General features: G+C 42.8%; 9 protein-coding genes. All 9 read left to right on the forward strand.

Annotated elements, in window-relative coordinates; genetic code table 11:
* Positions 1–1,079, forward strand: a 1,079-nt coding sequence (locus tag ACVC7Q_RS09775; RefSeq protein WP_447265706.1) for a Rib/alpha-like domain-containing protein, incomplete at its 5' end; no start/stop codon positions are given.
* A gap of 171 nt (positions 1,080–1,250) precedes the next feature.
* Positions 1,251–2,117, forward strand: a complete 867-nt coding sequence (locus ACVC7Q_RS09780; protein ID WP_447265707.1) for an ABC transporter permease — start codon at positions 1,251–1,253, stop codon at positions 2,115–2,117.
* Positions 2,114–2,878: an ABC transporter ATP-binding protein gene (locus ACVC7Q_RS09785; protein WP_447265708.1), complete on the forward strand. Its 765-nt coding sequence runs from the start codon at positions 2,114–2,116 to the stop codon at positions 2,876–2,878. Before ACVC7Q_RS09780 ends, ACVC7Q_RS09785 begins: the two co-directional genes overlap by 4 nt.
* A 774-nt stretch (positions 2,879–3,652) precedes the next feature.
* On the forward strand, positions 3,653–4,195 hold the full coding sequence (locus ACVC7Q_RS09790; RefSeq protein WP_447265709.1) for a hypothetical protein: 543 nt from the start codon (positions 3,653–3,655) through the stop codon (positions 4,193–4,195).
* 203 nt (positions 4,196–4,398) lie between these two features.
* The gene (locus tag ACVC7Q_RS09795) at positions 4,399–6,060 is read left to right on the forward strand and encodes a ribonuclease J (RefSeq protein WP_070464543.1); all 1,662 of its coding nucleotides are present in this window, start codon (positions 4,399–4,401) and stop codon (positions 6,058–6,060) included.
* A gap of 72 nt (positions 6,061–6,132) precedes the next feature.
* Complete coding sequence (locus tag ACVC7Q_RS09800) at positions 6,133–6,915, forward strand: alpha/beta hydrolase (protein WP_447265710.1); 783 nt, start codon at positions 6,133–6,135, stop codon at positions 6,913–6,915.
* 383 nt (positions 6,916–7,298) lie between these two features.
* Positions 7,299–8,756: a glutamate--tRNA ligase gene (gene gltX / locus ACVC7Q_RS09805; protein ID WP_447265711.1), complete on the forward strand. Its 1,458-nt coding sequence runs from the start codon at positions 7,299–7,301 to the stop codon at positions 8,754–8,756.
* A 237-nt stretch (positions 8,757–8,993) separates the two neighbouring features.
* Positions 8,994–16,439 (forward strand): accessory Sec-dependent serine-rich glycoprotein adhesin, encoded by a 7,446-nt coding sequence (locus tag ACVC7Q_RS09810; protein ID WP_447265712.1) that lies wholly within the window; start codon positions 8,994–8,996, stop codon positions 16,437–16,439.
* Positions 16,440–16,620: 181 nt separating this feature from the next.
* Positions 16,621–19,799 (forward strand): accessory Sec-dependent serine-rich glycoprotein adhesin (locus ACVC7Q_RS09815; protein WP_447265713.1); only part of this gene is annotated, 3,179 nt, incomplete at its 3' end.

Genomic DNA, 19,799 nt, shown 5'->3' on the forward strand with positions numbered 1-19,799 from the left:
CCATTGTTGTGGTAACCTACCCAGATGGATCTAAGGATGAAGTACCAGTTAAGGTTAATGTAGTCGCAAATCCAACTCAAGCGGACAAGAACACGCCAACACCTAAGGACCAAACAGTCAATGTTGGCGAAACTCCAGATCCTAAGAAATCAATTGGTAACGTAGGTGATCTTCCAAGTGGCACTACATTTGAATTCAAGACACCAGTAGATACAACTACACCAGGTGATAAGAGTACAACCGTCGTTGTGACTTACCCAGATGGATCTAAGGATGAAGTTCCAGTAACAGTTAAGGTTGTGGATCCACGTACAGATGCGGATAAGAACACGCCAACACCTAAGGACCAAACAGTCAATGTTGGCGAAACTCCAGATCCTAAGAAATCAATTGGTAACGTAGGTGATCTTCCAAGTGGCACTACATTTGAATTCAAGACACCAGTAGATACAACTACACCAGGTGATAAGAGTACAACCGTCGTTGTGACTTACCCAGATGGTTCTAAAGATGAAGTTCCAGTTAAGGTAACTGTTAAAGATCCACGTACAGACGCAGATAAGAATACCCCAGTAGCGAAAGATCAAACTGTTAAACCAGGCGATCAACCAAACGCTAAGGATTCAATCGGCAACGTAGGTGACCTTCCAGAAGGAACTAAGTTCGAATACAAGACACCGGTAGATACAACAACAGAAGGTAAAAAAGATGCCATTGTTGTGGTAACTTACCCAGATGGATCTAAGGACGAAGTACCAGTTAAGGTAATCGTTAAAGATCCACGTACAGACGTTAACAGACCGAGTCAAGATCGACCATCAACACCAATCCCAACACCAAACCCAGTTCCAACTCCACTGCCAACTCCAAATGTTGTGCCAGAAGAAGGCAAGTCAGATTCATCAAGTTTAGAAAAACAACCTGTTGCTCAAACTGCAACATCAGTTGTAACTGGCGATCAGAAACAAGCATTGCCACAAACAGGTGAAGCTGCATCAACTTCTGCAACCTTGTTAGGTGCGGTACTTGGTATGGTAGGACTTGCAGGTCTTGCAAAACGCAAGAAACATGAAGACTAAAATTGTTCTAGAGTGCTATTTTAGTAGCGGAATTAGGAGATAATTCAGTCTTCCATCAAAGAGGCTTTACTCAAAAGAGTGAGGCCTCTTTGTTAGTTTCTGAAAACAATGGAAACCTATTCTTCATTGTGTTACAATAGAAGATATTTATAATAGTTAGGACACAACATCATGCTTATTTCGATTGTTTCTCAAGGCTTGATATGGGCCGTTCTAGGGTTAGGAATCTTTATGACCTTCCGAATTCTAGATTTTCCAGATATGACGACAGAAGGGTCCTTCCCGCTTGGAGGAGCGGTGGCGGTGACCTTAATTACTAAAGGGGTCAACCCACTCTTTGCGACGCTGGCTGCTATTGGTGCAGGATGCTTAGCGGGACTTGCGACGGGCCTTCTCTACACAAAAGGAAGAATCCCCACGCTCTTGTCAGGGATCCTCGTGATGACGTCCTGTAACTCTGTTATTCTTTTTGTGATGCAGCGGGCTAATCTGGGACTTTTGGGTTATAAAAAAATTCAGGAATTTCTTCCTTTTGCCAGTGGGTTCAATGAGATCCTGATTGGCTTGATTTTCGTAACGCTTGTGATCCTTGGTTTGATCTTCTTCTTGGATACACGCTTGGGTCAAGCCTATATTGCGACAGGGGACAATCCAGACATGGCCAAAAGTTTTGGGATCAATACCGACCGGATGGAACTGATGGGCTTGGTCATTTCAAATGGCATTATTGCTCTATCTGGTGCGCTGATGGCCCAACAAGAAGGTTATGCGGATGCTTCGCGTGGGATCGGTGTCATTGTTATCGGACTTGCCAGCCTCATTATTGGAGAAGTTCTCTTTTCAAATGTCACCTTGACAGAGCGCTTGCTCAGTATTGCGATCGGATCGATCGCCTACCAATTTTTGATTTGGGCTGTGATTGCGCTTGGCATCAATACCAGCTATATCCGAATCTTCAGTGCCTTGATCCTAGCTATCTGCCTGATGATTCCAACCTTTAAGGGAAAAATCATGAAAGGAGCGAAACTCAGTAAATGACAGCAATTGTAGAATTAAAAAATGTAACCAAAGCTGTGAGCAATGGGATGAATGAAGAAAAAGTCATTCTGGATGATGTCTCCTTGGAAATTCGAGAGCATGATTTTATCACGATTTTAGGGGGCAATGGAGCTGGAAAATCAACCCTCTTTAATACCATTGCTGGGACACTTCCAGTTAGTAGCGGGAAGATCTATATTCTAGGGGAAGATGTGACCAACTACTCTCCTGAGAAGAGAGCTAAGTACCTATCTCGTGTCTTCCAAGATCCTAAAATGGGAACAGCGCCTCGTATGACAGTGGCAGAAAATCTCTTGGTAGCGAAGTTTCGTGGAGAAAAACGTGGTTTGATTCCGCGGCACTTGGCAAGCTATAAAGAAGAGTTTCAAACAGTTCTTGCTAAGATCGGCAATGGCTTGGAAAACCATATCGATACAGCAGTTGAGTTTCTATCAGGGGGGCAACGTCAGGCTTTGAGCTTGTTGATGGCGACACTAAAACGTCCAGAACTTTTGCTATTAGATGAACACACTGCAGCCTTGGATCCAAAAACCAGTCAGGCTCTGATGACCTTGACGGATGAGTTTGTGAAACAAGATGCCCTCACGGCTCTTATGATCACCCACCATATGGAAGACGCTCTCAAGTACGGGAATCGCTTGATTGTGATGAAAGACGGGCACATCGTCCAAGACCTCAGTCAAGAAGAAAAAGCCCAAATGAGCATCGCAGACTACTATCAATTATTTGAGAAAGAATAAGATACAAAGGGCGTAAAATGCAAAGTGAAAATAGGAAGTTCTTGCAGTGAGTGATGCTCACAAGAGAATTTATCTTTTTCACACAGCATTTAGGGCGTGTTCATTTACTAAGATACAAAGGGCGTAGCGGATACAGTCAAAATAGGGAGTAGGACAGAAGCGATATCACTTAGATTGTTTTCTGTAGAAGTAGTTTGTCTGCATGCTAAGTTAGAGACCTTGCTCTCTAGCTTTTTCTTTTTCTTAAATCATCTATAAAACCACATAAAAATAGGAACTAGTTTCAGCTGAAATCGCTTGCAATTACTCAGGTGGGTGAGTATAATATAGTTAGAAAGATGAAGAAGGGATTGATACCAATGCCTTATCGAGTTAAAATTTAGGTTACTTCGTTTTAGGCCTGTTTTGCTGATAGCTGTTCATGCTCTTATCGTAAAAGAGCAGTTATGTCGTGTGTGTCGGATCGGTTGGACGGTCGGGCAAGCCTGCTTAGTTTGTCCGGAGACATAAGAAAACGTGGAAATAGTAGGTAGAAGCTTTTTATAAAGGTTTTCAGACTTCAATGCGTCCAGTCGAAAGCTCATAAATTTAGATTTGGGATAGCAAAGAAAACCTCTGGTATTTTACACAAATACTATTAAATGAAATCAACATCATAAACATTGTTTTGTTAGCCAATAGGTTAATTGCACCAAGTCAGCGAAGCAGACCAGGCCTCTAGTCCCGTAAGACTGGAGGCCATTTTTTATAAAATACCCAGGAGGAGGTGAGAGTATGGGATTGTCGTATGCGCAAGAATATAGTTGTCGTGACCATTTTCGGCAAAGAGCTTTTGAACGCTTTGGCGTAGATGATCAGCACCTGAACAGGTGGATCAACCAACACCTCCCCTCCCTCTCTCCTTATGATAGTAATGCGGTTCAACCAGCTAATACAGAAGCCTATGTAGCCAGTGATGGTGTCATCTTTGTCTGCAATATCAAAAGTCGGGAATTTATCACCTGTTTTAAGGCGGTTAATTACCATGAGTCTAAGGAAGAAGAGGAAGCTTATACGGACATTCACGACAGCAATGTCACTTCTTTCAAAAAAGACATGAACCACTTGGTCAATCGCTATCGACTCAAGGAAGCCAAGGAGCTGTTTGAAAACATTGGGGAGGATTTGGATGACTTTTATCGCCTTTCCCAAGCGGTCAAAAACGGCCAATTGAGCGAACGAAATAGTCAGCGCCTAGAGGAATTGCTGAGCAAATTCCATGTGATCAAGGCAGCCATGCGGATCATTGAAAATAAACGGGGAGATTATCATTTTTAGGGTCTTTTCCCCCTAAAAATAGGCGCCTAGAAGTCCTCTCATCTACTTTAGATGAGAGGACTTTTTTGCCGTGGAAAGCTTTTTGAAAAAAAGAGAAAAAAATTGTATAATAGAGTGGATATGCAAGTATTTGCAAAGCTGTAATTCGACTTGGGTAACCAAGGACCGTAAGTATTAAAATAATCACACTAAAGGAGACAACAGTGAGTAGTATTAAATTAGTCACTCTTGGCGGTGTTCGAGAAAATGGAAAAAATCTCTACGTTGCCGAAGTGAACGATTCAATTTTTGTCTTGGATGCAGGTTTGAAGTATCCAGAAAATGAGCAACTTGGGGTGGATGTCGTCATCCCCAACATGGATTATCTATTTGAAAATAAGGACCGTATTGCGGGTGTTTTCTTGACCCACGGTCACGCGGATGCCATCGGGGCTTTGCCTTATCTTTTGGCTGAAGCAAAAGTCCCTGTATTCGGGACAGAGTTGACCATCGAGTTGGCTAAACTCTTTGTCAAAAGCAATGACAGTGTTAAGAAATTCAACGACTTCCATGTCATCGATCAAAATTCCGAGATTGATTTTGGCGATGCCGTCGTATCTTTCTTTCAAACTACCCACTCCATCCCTGAAAGTATCGGGATTGTGATTGGCACTCCTGAGGGCAATATTGTCTACACAGGAGACTTTAAATTTGACCAAACTGCTAGCGAGTCTTATGCGACGGACTTTGCTCGCCTAGCTGAGATTGGACGCGAAGGCGTGCTTGCTCTCTTGAGTGACTCGGCCAATGCAGATAGCAAGATGCAAGTTGCTAGTGAGCAAGAAGTGGGCGATGAAATCCTGGATACCATTGCGGACTGGGATGGTCGTGTCATCGTAGCGGCGGTAGCCAGCAACCTTTCTCGGATCCAGCAGGTCTTTGATGCTGCAGCTGGGACTGGCCGCCGGGTGGTCTTGACAGGATTTGATGTGGAAAATATCGTCCGCACAGCCATCCGCTTGAATAAATTATCTCTTGCCAACGAAAAACTCTTGATCAAGCCAAAAGAAATGAGCCGTTTTGAGGATCATGAATTGATCATTTTGGAAACAGGCCGGATGGGTGAACCGATCAATGGTTTGCGTAAGATGTCGATTGGTCGTCACCGCTATGTGGAAATCAAAGATGGGGACTTGGTCTACATCGTCACAACGCCGTCTATTGCCAAAGAAGCAGTGGTGGCACGTGTAGAAAACATGGTCTATCAAGCAGGTGGAGTTGTCAAATTGATCACGTCAAGCTTGCGCGTATCTGGTCATGGAAACGCGCGGGACTTGCAGTTGATGATCAACCTTCTTCGTCCTAAATATCTCTTCCCAATCCAAGGAGAATACCGCGAATTGGATGCCCATGCACGAGTGGCGATGGAAGTCGGTATCTTGCCTGAAAATATCTTTATTCCAAAACGCGGAACGGTGATGGAGTATGAAAAGGGTGACTTCGTTCCTGCCGGTAGTGTCTCAGCGGGAGATGTCATGATTGATGGGAATGCCATTGGTGATGTGGGCAATATCGTCCTTCGTGACCGCAAGGTCTTGTCAGAAGACGGGATCTTTATCGTGGCGATCACGGTGAATCGCAAAGAGAAGAAGATTATTTCCAAAGCGCGCGTGCACACTCGTGGTTTTGTCTATGTCAAGAAAAGTCGGGATATTCTTCGTGAAAGTTGCGAATTGGTCAACCAAAGCGTCGAAGATTATTTGAATCAAGATAGCTTTGACTGGGGTGAGTTAAAAGGTTTGGTACGCGACAACTTGTCTAAGTTCTTATTTGAACAAACCAAACGTCGTCCAGCAATCCTACCAGTTGTGATGGAAGTGAAATAAAATAGAAGAAAATGAAACGCTTGGCGGCCGGGGGCTTGCCGAGTGTTTTTAACAGTAGAAAGAGGAAATCAAATGGCAGTTATGCAGATTGAGTATTATTCAGAAGCCTTGAAGATGGAGTGGGGGGTGTCCCTCCTTTATCCCGATGCATCGCGCGTGGAAGATCCAGCGGATACGGATATTCCTGTTCTCTATCTCTTACACGGGATGAATGGCAACCACCACTCCTGGTTGAAGCGGACCAATGTGGAGCGCATCCTGCGCAATACCAATCTGATCGTGGTCCTACCCAACACCAATAATGGCTTTTACACAGATACCCAGTATGGCTACAACTACTACACGGCCATTGCGAAAGAATTGCCAGAGACTCTTTCTCGCTTCTTCCCGAATATGACTAAGAAACGGGAGAAAACCTTTATTGCGGGTCTATCCATGGGCGGCTATGGCTCGATGCTCTTGGCCCTCAAGACAAATCGTTTCTCTCGAGCTGCGAGTTTCTCTGGAGCACTTAGTTTTCACGATAGAGACTTTGAAAACAATGACTTGGAACAACCAGCTTTTTGGAAGGGGATTTTTGGAGAGATTGAGGATTGGACGACCAGTTCCTATTCGCTAGAGACTGCTGCCAAGAAGTTTTCAGATAAGAAGACCAAACTATGGATCTGGTGTGGGGAGCAGGATTTCCTTTATGAAGCCAATAATTTTGAAGTCAAGGAATTAGAAAAATTAGGCTTGGATGTCACCTATACCCACAGCCCAGGCAAGCACGAATGGTTCTATTGGGAACGTGAGTTGGAGCACTTTTTACAAACCCTACCAATCGACTTTGAATTAGAAGAAAGACTAAGTTAAGATACAAAGGGCGTAGCGGATACAGTCAAAATAGGGAGTAGGACAGAAGCGATATCATTTATAAGCGCTTCGTCGTCGTACCCCCACAAGGCTGATTAGGTATTCTTCTGAGCTTAGAAAGCGACAGAAGAATCCAATCAGCTACTGTGTCTTGAATTAATTGCTATTTAGCTTGCGTTTTTGACACGATCCGCAGCCCGTGTTCGTTTAATAAGATACAAATAGATTGGATATAAGTCAGAGCATTTGTTCTGGCTTTTTTTATATATATGAAGAAAAGCTAGAAAGTCCACTTATTCATTTCAGTCCTGCTTTCTTTGTGGTATAATAGGAACGATTGAAAAATGAGCTAGAAATAGCGAACAAGATAAGAGGAGAGAAATATGGCAAAAGATATTCGTGTGCGTTATGCACCAAGTCCAACTGGACTACTACACATCGGAAATGCTCGTACAGCATTGTTTAACTACTTGTATGCGCGCCATCATGGTGGAACCTTTATCATCCGTATCGAAGATACGGACCGCAAACGTCATGTCGAAGACGGAGAGCGTTCCCAGCTTGAAAACCTTCGTTGGTTGGGCATGGACTGGGATGAAAGTCCTGAGACGCACGAAAACTACCGCCAATCAGAACGGTTACCACTTTACCAAAAATACATCGACCAACTCTTGGCGGAAGGAAAAGCCTACAAGTCTTATGTGACAGAAGAAGAGTTGGCAGCTGAACGTGAACGCCAAGAAGCAGCGGGTGAAACACCTCGCTATATCAACGAATACCTTGGCATGAGCGAAGAAGAAAAAGCTGCTTACGTTGCAGAACGTGAAGCGGCAGGTGTGATTCCAACGGTTCGTTTGGCAGTGAATGAGTCAGGAATCTACAAATGGCACGATATGGTCAAAGGCGATATCGAGTTTGAAGGTGGCAATATCGGTGGGGATTGGGTCATCCAGAAGAAAGATGGCTACCCAACTTACAACTTTGCCGTTGTCATCGATGACCACGATATGCAAATCTCTCACGTTATCCGTGGAGATGACCACATTGCCAACACCCCAAAACAGCTCATGGTTTATGAAGCGCTTGGATGGGAAGCACCTGAGTTTGGTCACATGACACTTATCATCAATTCTGAAACTGGTAAGAAGTTGTCTAAACGGGACACCAACACCCTTCAGTTCATCGAAGACTATCGTAAGAAAGGTTATCTTCCTGAAGCAGTCTTTAACTTTATCGCTCTTCTTGGATGGAATCCTGGAGGAGAAGATGAAATCTTCTCTCGTCAAGAACTCATTAACCTCTTTGATGAACATCGTCTCAGCAAGTCTCCAGCCGCTTTCGACCAGAAGAAAATGGACTGGATGAGCAATGAGTATATCAAGAATGCGGATCTTGCGACTATCTTTGAAATGGCCAAACCATTCCTCGAAGAGGCGGGACGTTTGACAGACAAGGCTGAGAAGTTGGTTGAACTCTACAAACCACAAATGAAGTCAGTGGATGAAATCGTTCCATTGACAGACCTCTTCTTCTCAGACTTCCCAGAATTGACAGAAGCTGAGCGAGAAGTCATGGCTGGTGAAACCGTGCCAACGGTACTTGAAGCCTTTAAAGCGAAACTCGAAGCCATGTCAGACGATGAGTTTGTGGCAGAAAATATCTTCCCACAAATCAAAGCAGTTCAAAAAGAAACTGGGATCAAAGGGAAGAATCTCTTTATGCCAATCCGTATCGCCGTTTCAGGTGAAATGCACGGTCCTGAATTGCCAGATACCATCTACTTACTTGGACGCGAGAAATCCATCCAACACATTGAAAAAATGTTGGAAGAAATTAGATAATTATCAGAAAAAGCCCCGATAAAAGGGGCTTTTTGTTTTAGCTCTAAAATTAAAGTATTATAGGAATTTATCAAAAAATTGCCCCGGTTTGACAAATTAACACAACTGAAAACGCTATTATCACTATCTAAAACAAAAATTATAAAAAAATAGCAATAATTAAGAATAATTGCTTCCAAAAATCGACAGATTGGTCTATAATGTTAGGGAAATAAAAAATGTAATAAGGAGATAGAAATGTTTTTTAAACGTTCTAATGGTGAATTTCGTGAAACGGATCGAGTGACTCGTTTCAAATTGATCAAGTCAGGTAAAAACTGGTTGCGTGCTGCGACTTCTAACTTTGGTCTTTTGAAAGTCATTCGTGGTCAAGTCGAAGAGACTGTTGTAGCTGAAGTGCGTGAAGACGCAGTATCAGTGAAAGAAATGACAAGCCGTGGCTTGCTCAAAGGGATCGTAGCAGCTGGGGCTGTTTTTGGTGCAGCTACAGTAGCGAACACCGCAAAAGCTGATGAAACTGGATCAGACGTTGCGACTGCATCTGAGCTTTCAAGCGAAGCTCTTGTAGAACAAGGAAGTACAGTCCTTGGTACAACTTCAACAACAGAATCTCAGTCTGCATCAACAACAGAATCAACAACTGAGTCAACTACAGAATCAGCTAGCGCTTCTGCTTCTGCAAGTGCTTCAACCTCTACAAGCGTATCTGTATCTCACTCAGCTTCATTAAGCGAACAAGGTTCAGCAGAACTTTCAGCAGCTTCAAGCGAATCAACTGTAGCAGCTGGCTCTGAAGCAAGTGTAGAAAGCACTACAACTGTTGCGAAAGCTGAAGATAAAGTTGTTTTGGAACAAAACACTTCAGAAGCAGCATTGTTGAACAAGATTGCAGGAGACTACTCAGCAACTGTTTCAGCTCCAGAAAAGAAAGCAGCACTTGAAGCTGCCATCGCTAAAGTTCAAACAGAATTGACAGCAAGCAACAGCTTGATCAATGCGAATGCATCAGCGCAATCATACGCAGACCAACGCGAACGCTTGAGCAAGTCAGTAGATGACATGATGGCAACCTTGACTGCAGCAGGCTTTACTGGTAATACAACAGTCAATGGTGCTCCAGCAATTTCTGCTCAGTTGGCACCAATCTCAACAAGCACTACTGGTAGTGTAGATACTAACCCAGTTATCTCAAATGCGAATGGTGCAACGATTGAAGATGCAGCCTTTAACGAAGCAGGTTATGCTTTGGATCCAAACACAGATCGTTTCACTTTCGGTGTATGGCAATTCCTTAAAACAAACCACGCTACTGGAGCTAAAACAAACTTTGATTACTATGCTACTCTTTCAGTAGACCGTTCTGCCATCACTGGTAGCCTTTCAGCTAACCCAGATGTTTACTTGCGTATTGTGAAGAAGTCTGATGGTACAGAAGCTTACACTCGTACTATTCATGCTGGAGAAAGCAATATCTCTCTTCCAAGCTACATCACAAACAACAACTCTGATGTAACCAACACTTTGACATACGCACCTGCTAACGGAACTAATCCAGGTAACGTAACCTTCTCATTGGTAAATGCGAACCTTGAGTATGAAACACTTCAAATCCGTGATACTAACTACCCAGGTAACCAAGGTGAAGACAAACAAAACGTTCAAACTTCTGTTCCTTATGCTAAAGCTGATCAAACAACTTACTATAAAGTCGTTGACAGTAGCAAGTACACAGAAGGTCAAACATACAAACCAACTGGAAATGAAACAGTTCTTGCAAGCTATACGCAAACAGGTCTTGCAGGGCAACAATTCACAGCTTCAGGAAACCGTAATATTGAGGGGTACAAACAAGTTCCAGCAACAACAGACGCAACTCAAAAAACATCTGGTATCCTTGGTAAGGGTGTTGTCGGTCAAAAATTGGTTGAACTTCAAGGTGGAGCAAACCACTACTACGTGAAACGTATTTCGGAAATCGTTGATACTGATGGCTCAACTGTAACGAAATTCTACGCCCTTGATCCGTCTCAAGTGAACAATTTTGCTACATCAGATATTGGTACTGAAGATGTATCGAAATACACACTCATCTACACAAGTAAAGTTAACAAAGCTGGTGAAGAGTGGAAGGCTGATGAGACTAAAGTTACAAAAGTAAACAGTAAAAATGGTGACTACTATCTTGAAGTCAACGAAACTGCTGGAAGCAAATCACTCATTATCACTGGTTGGTCGTCTACTACTGAGACAGATACTTATAAACAAATGGATGGAACTCTACACACTTATCCACGTCCATTCAAAGGTGCTCCAAGCACATCATTGACACCTGCGGGTGCTGGTAACAACAGTTACAATGTTATTGCCGGTAAAGTTCCAGAGATTCAAGCAGAAGGATCTGTAGCAAATGATCCTACAGCTCCAAACGGAAAAGTATACTCTAATTTGAAGGGTTACTCTTCATTCTCAAACAACTACTCCATTCCAACTGCGATTAAACCATCAACTGATGTGAACTATTACTTTGTCAAGTCTGATGTTAAAGGTAATGTTTACGTGCATTATCAAGATACAGAAGGCAAGACTATTAAGCCAGATGTAACTGATGAAAAAGATCAACCAATTAATAAGGCCTACGATACAGTTGTAGATAATCGTCCGAATGAGATTCAATTCGAAGGTAAGACTTACGAGTTGGCCCCGGCTGGTAACTACACAGTAGGTGAAGTAGATGACCAAGGTCACCTTAAGTCTTCAGATCCTACAACTGGAGAAGTTGCTAAAGAAGATAAGAATGTCACCTACATCTACAAACTCAAAGAAGAGCCTAAGGGTAACGTCTATGTTCACTATGTAGATACAGAAGGCAAGACCATCAAATCAGATGTGACGGATGAAAAAGCTCAACCAGTGGACAAAGACTACGACACAGTTGTAGACAACCGCCCACAAGAAATCGAATTCGAAGGCAAGACCTATGAATTAGTTCCAGCAGGAACTTACACTGTCGGTGAAGTAGATGATCAAGGTCACCTTAAGTCTACAGATCCTACCACAGGTAAGGTTATCGAAGGCGATAAGAATGTCACCTACGTATATAAAGTGAAAGAAACACCAAAAGAAGGTGAAGTTGTTATCACTTATGTAGATACGAAAGGTAACGAAATCCAAAAATCTCGTCAAGATACACCTAAATCACCATATGACACACCATATGATACAACTGAAAAAGGTGAAAAGCCAAATATCATCAAGACAACTGATGGTAAGACATATAAAATTGTTCCTAAAGGTGATTACCCAGTAGGAGGTGTTGATGAAAATGGTCATTTGAAATCTTCAGATCCTATTACTGGTAAAGTTGACAAACCAAAATCAACCATTACTTACGTTTATGAAGAAGTTGGAAGTGTCTTTGTTCATTATAAAGATATTAACGGAAATACGATCATGGGATCTGTTATTGATGAGCAAGATCAACCACTTGATAAGGATTATGATACTGTAGTAGATAATCGTCCTAAAGAAATTAAATTTGAAGGTAAAACTTACGAACTTGTAGAAGCTGGTAATTACCCAGTAGGTCAAGTTGACAGCCAAGGTCACTGGACAGGTGATGATGATACGACTGGTAAAGTGGCTTCAGGTGAGAAGAATGTTACTTATATCTATAAGTTGAAAGACGAATCTCAATCAGATTCAGGTTCAAATTCAGCATCAGAATCAGCTTCACAATCATTATCAGAAGTTGTATCTAACTCACAGTCTGTATCAGAACAAGCTTCTAAATCAGCGTCTGAATCAGCTTCTGCCTCATTGAGCCAATCAGCTGTTGAATCAGCTAGTGTGTCAGCGAGTCAATCATCATCATTGAGTACGTCAGCGCAAGAATCAGCTTCTGTATCAGCATCTGAATCAGCATCATTGAGCACATCGGCTTCAGCATCAGCATCAGTATCAGCAAGCCAATCAGCATCATTGAGCACATCGGCATCTGAGTCAGCATCAGTATCAGCAAGCCAATCAGCATCATTGAGCGCATCGGCTTCAGCATCAGCATCTACTTCAGCAAGCCAATCAGCATCATTGAGCACATCAGCATCTGAGTCAGCAAGCGTATCTGCGAGCCAATCAGCATCATTGAGCACATCAGCTTCTGCATCTGAATCAGCTTCGCAATCTATTTCAGAATCACAATCAGCTTCAACAAGCCAATCAGTTTCTGAATCAACATCAGCGTCTGAATCAGCATCAGTATCAGCTTCAACATCAACGTCTGAATCTGTTTCAGCATCTGAGTCAGCTTCAGCATCATTGAGCGCATCGGCTTCAGCATCAGTATCAGTATCTGCGAGCCAATCAGCGTCATTGAGCACATCAGCATCTGAGTCAGCAAGCGTATCTGCGAGCCAATCAGCGTCATTGAGTACATCGGCTTCAGCATCAGCATCAGTATCTGCGAGCCAATCAGCATCATTGAGCACATCGGCTTCAGCATCAGCATCAGTATCTGCAAGCCAATCAGCGTCATTGAGCACATCAGCATCTGAGTCAGCCTCAGTATCAGCAAGCCAATCAGCGTCATTGAGCACATCAGCGTCTGAATCAGCATCAGTATCAGCAAGCCAATCAGCATTATTGAGCACATCGGCTTCAACATCACTTTCTACATCTGTATCACAATCAGCATCTAACTCTTCATCAAATTCTGAAAGTGAAACACCTAAACAAGGTGAAGTAATCATCACTTATGTAGATACAAAAGGTAAAGTGATTAAAGATCCTCGTCAAGACACACCAAACTCACCATATGACACACCATATAACACAACTGAGGAAGGTGAAAAACCTAACACTATCAAGACTCCAGACGGTAAGACTTACAAGATCGTACCGAAAGGTGACTACCCAGTAGGTAAAGTTGATGGCGATGGACACTTGGAATCATCTGATCCAATTAAAGGTAAAGTTGATAAACCTAAGTCAACTATTACGTATGTTTACCAAGAAGTAGGTAACGTATACGTTCACTATGTTGACGTCAATGGTAACAAGATTAAAGACGATGTCACTGACGAAGAAAATCAACCAATTGATAAGGACTACGATACAGTAGTAGACAACCGTCCAAGCACAATCGAGTTCCAAGGTAAGACATACGAATTGGTACCAGCTGGTAACTACCCAGTAGGTCAAGTCGACGAACAAGGTCACTGGACAGGTGATGATGCTACAACTGGTAAAGTTGCTGAAAAAGATAAGAACGTAACATATGTCTACCAATTGAAACAACCGAAGGGTAATGTCTACGTACACTATGTTGACGTTAATGGTAACACGATCAAAGAATCTGTAACTGATGAAAAAGATCAACCAGTAGGTAAAGACTACGATACAGTCGTAGACAACCGTCCACAAACAATCGAGTTCCAAGGTAAGACATACGAATTGGTACCAGCAGGTAACTACAAAGTAGGTCAAGTCGACGAACAAGGTCACTGGACAGGTGATGACGCTACAACTGGTAAAGTGATCGAAGGTGATAAGAATGTCACTTACGTCTACAAATTGAAAGAAGATCCAACAAAACCTAAAGAAGGTGACGTTATCATCACTTACGTAGACGAAAATGGTAAAGAAATTCAAAAACCTCGTCAAGACACACCAAACTCACCATATGACACACCATATAACACAACTGAGGAAGGTGAAAAACCTAACACCATCAAGACTCCAGACGGTAAGACATACAAGATCGTACCGAAAGGTGACTACCCAGTAGGTAAAGTTGATGGCGATGGACACTTGGAATCATCTGATCCAATTAAAGGTAAAGTTGATAAACCACGTTCAATCATCACTTACGTTTACAAAGAAGTGAAAGAAGAGCCAACTCAACCTAAGGGTAGCGTATACGTACACTACAAAGATACTGAAGGTAACACCATCAAGTCTGATGTCACTGACGAAAAAGATCAACCAGTTGATAAAGATTACGATACAGTCGTAGACAACCGTCCAAAAGAAATCCAATACAATGGTAAGACATATGAATTGGTACCAGCAGGTAACTACACTGTAGGTAAAGTTGATGGACAAGGTCACCTTGAGTCATCTGACGCTACAACTGGTAAAGTGGTTGAAGGACGTAAAGATGTTACTTATATCTACAAACTTAAAGAAGAACCAGCACAACCTAAGGGTAATGTCTACGTACACTATGTTGACGTTAATGGTAACACGATCAAAGCATCTGTAACTGATGAATTGGCACAACCAGTAGGTAAAGACTACGATACAGTCGTAGACAACCGTCCACAAACAATCGAGTTCCAAGGTAAGACATACGAATTGGTACCAGCAGGTAACTACAAAGTAGGTCAAGTCGATGACCAAGGTCACTGGACAGGTGATGACGCTACAACTGGTAAAGTCATCGAAGGTGATAAGAATGTCACTTACGTCTACAAACTGAAAGAAGATCCAACGAAACCTAAAGAAGGTGACGTCATCATCACTTACGTAGACGAAAATGGTAAAGAGATTCAAAAACCTCGTCAAGACACACCAAACTCACCATATGATACACCATATAACACAACTGAGGAAGGTGAAAAACCTAACACTATCAAGACTCCAGACGGTAAGACTTACAAGATCGTACCGAAAGGTGACTACCCAGTAGGTAAAGTTGATGGCGATGGACACTTGGAATCATCTGATCCAATTAAAGGTAAAGTTGATAAACCACGTTCAATCATCACTTACGTCTACAAAGAAGTGAAAGGTGACGTTTACGTACACTACAAAGACACTGAAGGTAACACTATCAAGACTTCAGTAGTTGACGAAAAAGATCAACCAGTTGATAAAGACTACGATACAGTCGTAGACAACCGTCCAAAAGAAATCCAATACAATGGTAAGACATATGAATTGGTACCAGCAGGAAACTACAATGTAGGTAAAGTTGATGGACAAGGTCACCTTGAGTCATCTGACGCTACAACTGGTAAAGTGGTTGAAGGACGTAAAGATGTTACTTACATCTACAAACTTAAAGAAGAACCAGCGCAACCAACTGGTAACGTGTATGTTCACTATGTGGATGAATTTGGTAACACACTTAAGAATTCTGTAACAGACGAATATGCGCAACCGGTAGGTAAATATTACGATACAGTAATCGATAACCGTCCGAATACAATCATCACTTCAGATGGTAAGATTTATGTATTGGTACCAGCAGGTAACTATGCAGTAGGAAAAGTTGATGTTGATGGACATTTGACAACAACAGATTCAACTACTGGTAATGTCATCAAGGGTGATAAGAACGTTACTTACGTTTATAAACTTGTGAAGACACCAACCGTTCCAACACCAAACACACCAGTACCACCAACACCAACACCAAACACACCGGTAGATCCAACACCTAATAAACCAATGGATCCAACACCAAACACACCGGTAGATCCAACACCTAATACACCGGTAGATCCAACACCTAATACACCAGTGAACCCAGTTCCTGAGCAACCAGCTCAACCAGCTCCAGCTCTTGAACAACTTCCAAATACTGGTGAAACAGGATCTGTAGCTTCAGCTCTTCTTGGAGCAGTTGCAGGGGTTGCAGGGGTTGCAGCACTTGGACGTCGCAAAAAGGAAGATGAAAAATAATCTTCAATCCTAATTTGATTCGGTCATTTCAGGTATGTGGGAAATGAAAAAGGATCCAAAAAGAGAACCTCCGGGTTCTCTTTTTGTATGCTGTTATTTGTGTTAAAAACTAGTCTTAATTAGTTACTTTTGGGGAAAATTAGTGTATAATAACTCGGTATCTTATTTTTAAGGAGCGAACATGTTTTTTAAACGTTCGAAGGGTGATTTTCGCGAAACGGAGCGAATCACACGTTTTAAATTAATCAAATCAGGAAAGAATTGGGTACGGGCATCTGTTTCTCGGTTAGGCTTATTTCGTGTCATGCGAGGTGGTGTGGATGAAAAAATCATGGTTAGATATGATGATTCTTCACGTCAAATGCCTGCAGACCTAGTAAAAGGTATGGTTGTACTAGGGGCTCTTGCTGGAGCAACAACAGTTGCTAACCCAGTATTTGCAGAGGAAAATGGGATGGATACGACTGTTGGGTCTGAAATCAGCCCATCGACCGGTGTAGCGGGTTCGGATAGTTTGGTCTTGGGGACGACCTCTATCACAGATTCTGTGTCAGCCAGTCAATCTATAAGTGAATCTATCTCATTTTCAGAGTCAGCTAGTGACAGCCTTTCTTTGTCTCAGTCGGTTTCTTTGAGCGAATCACATGTTGTTAGTAATTCAGCGAGTCAGTCCACATCAGAATTTGCTAGTAGTAGTCTCTCAGAGGGCGATTCAATTCACAGGACTACTCCTGAAACGAGTGAGAAAGAAGCAGCGGCTCAGACCACTCGCTCGGAAGACCAGGTGAAGCGTCTGCAAGTCTTGGCATTAGATTTATATACTTATCGCGCTCAAGCCATGGAAATCCCGGGGACAGAATCTGCTATTGAGTATGGAGATCTGGCTTTAGAAGCTATTCGTTCAGGGTTATCTAATCCAGCGATCCAAATCGATGCAGTAGAAAGTCAAGCAAAAACTGCTCGCAATCGCTTGGCCAACGCGGTGCTGCGCGCGACATCTGGTCAACGAGATCCGCGCAATGGGAATCGTATAGATTCGGATACGAGCCTCCGTGCGCCCCAATACAATCTCGGACCAGCCAATAATGCCGTGATTTCTGTGTATAACTCTGATTATATCAACCAGGCTTATAATGTTGTTGAAAGCATTCCTACACGAAATAGTATTAAAAGCATTGGCTACGCTTCTGGTAGTGATCGTGTGAATGGCATCAACGTTCCTCAGACGTCGGCACTAAAAAATAGTGCAGTCGCCTTTAATATTGTGGGGACTGTTGGCCAGACAGAGGTCGTAACGCCTGGGAAAATTTATAATCTTTCTTTTGTAGTGACTAATACGGCTAAGCAGTCAGTGACACGTACGCTTCGTATTCAGGTTTTGCCACAAAATGATGGCATTCGAAACCCGATTACGGCTGTGACAACGGAAACTTTTGTCAATGATACCACTAACTTGTCCCAGGCTGAAAAAGAGAAGGTTTGGGAGGCTTTTAAGACTGCTAACCCAAATATTGCCACTTCAAAGGATTTTAAATCTTATTCGGTTTCATCATCAGGTGTGGTGACTATTACTTATAAAGATAACACCACAAATGATGTAACCGCTCCTGTTAAGCGCCTAGCAGCACCGACGGTTGAGACTCGCTTACTAGAGAAAGCCTATACTCAAACACCTGTAACGGTGACGGGGGCTGAGCCTGGAGCGACTGTTGTCTTGTACAATAATGATGATGAAATCGGAACAGCGGTAGCGGATGCTTCTGGACAAGCGATCGTAACACCGAAAGTTCCCTTGCAGACGGGTGGAGTAACAGCTAAGGCTCGCATTCTGTATGGTGATCATGCGGTTTATTCCGATGCAAGTAATATGGTTGCTGTAACAGATGCCACACGTCCTGAAGTGACGGCTAAGTTAACTGTCAATGGTGTAGAACCGAAATCAACCCCTCTTGAAGGTGGTGGGAAGAATTATACCATTTATGCTGGTGATGATGCGGTTGTGACTTTTACAGCTACTGATGACAGTGGCAAGTTGAAAGAAATGAAAGTCGTTGCACGAGCAGATTTGAACGACAATGCCTTGAACGGGAATTTCTTTGGTAGTAGCCAGTACGGAACAGGTAATATTGCACCGATTACGGGAGATATCACAGCTACGAGTTACAATCCTGCAACCATCACAGCGATCATTCATTTGAAAGATGATCTTTACCATTCCTTCCGAAACACATGGCAACGCAATGTCGCAGCTATTGATAATGCGTCCAATATGAACCGCCCAAATGGTTTGGGTGAAATTCGGATTACACAAGGACGTCTCGCTGATCGTACACCAGGTGTCGCTCCAACAAGCACTATTCAGGTGACGAGCCTGACTGACTTGACAGATGCAGATAAGAGCAAGGTGATTGCAGCTGTGTCGGCTGTTAATCCAGAGGTGGCTAACCGCATTAAGGCCTATACGGTTAATAGTGATGGTACAGTCACCATTACTTATAAAGATAGTACGACCAATGTCGTAGCTGTGAAATTGTCAGATAGTGATCATAGTCAGTCTGTCTCAAACAGTCAGAGTGCATCTACGAAGACTTCGCAATCGATTAGTCAGTCCTTAAGTACGAAGCAATCACAGAGCGTATCGACACAGCAGAGTGTTTCATTGAGCCAATCACTGAGCTCGGTTCGTTCGCAAAGTTTGTCGGCTTCACTAAGCCAATCAGCATCGGCAAGTGTATCCGCTCAAGCGAGTCTATCTCGCAGTCAATCATTGAGCAAGGAGATTTCTCAATCTCAATCCGCTTCAACGAGCCAATCTATATCGGCAAGAAAATCTGAATCTGTGAAGGTTTCGGAATCCGTTTCTGCAAGTGTCAGTGCCTTGCAGTCTGCTTCGGTATCAGCGAGTGCATCCAAAGTGGTTAGCCAGTCTATCTCAATCTCGACATCCGCTTCAACGAGCGCCTTTGTTTCAGTGAGTCAGTCTGCTTCAGCATTGGTTTCACAGTCAGTATCGGAGTCACTAAGTCAATCTACTCGTGAGTCGGTTTCAAAATCAGTGAGTCAATCGCAGTCTGAGTCTGCATCAGTATCCTTGAGTGAGTCAGTGTCAACGTCCGAATCTGTTTCAACGTCAGAGTCAGTTTCAAGTTCTGAATCGGTTTCAACATCTGAATCAGTTTCAACATCTGAATCAGTATCAACGTCCGAGTCATTGTCAGCGTCAGAATCAGTATCAACGTCCGAGTCATTGTCGGCATCCGAGTCAGTATCAACGTCTGAATCGGTTTCAACATCCGAATCGGTTTCAACATCTGAATCAGTATCAACGTCCGAATCAGTCTCGACTTCAGAATCTGTATC

This window comes from Streptococcus sp. W151 (genome assembly GCF_053010205.1).

Bases quoted from the DNA above. Each gene is read 5' to 3' on its own strand.
- ACVC7Q_RS09780 (WP_447265707.1), top strand. From the start codon at position 1,251: ATGCTTATTTCGATTGTTTCTCAAGGCTTGATATGGGCCGTTCTAGGG.
- ACVC7Q_RS09785 (WP_447265708.1), top strand. From the start codon at position 2,114: ATGACAGCAATTGTAGAATTAAAAAATGTAACCAAAGCTGTGAGCAAT.
- ACVC7Q_RS09790 (WP_447265709.1), top strand. From the start codon at position 3,653: ATGGGATTGTCGTATGCGCAAGAATATAGTTGTCGTGACCATTTTCGG.
- ACVC7Q_RS09800 (WP_447265710.1), top strand. From the start codon at position 6,133: ATGGCAGTTATGCAGATTGAGTATTATTCAGAAGCCTTGAAGATGGAG.
- gltX (WP_447265711.1), top strand. From the start codon at position 7,299: ATGGCAAAAGATATTCGTGTGCGTTATGCACCAAGTCCAACTGGACTA.
- ACVC7Q_RS09810 (WP_447265712.1), top strand. From the start codon at position 8,994: ATGTTTTTTAAACGTTCTAATGGTGAATTTCGTGAAACGGATCGAGTG.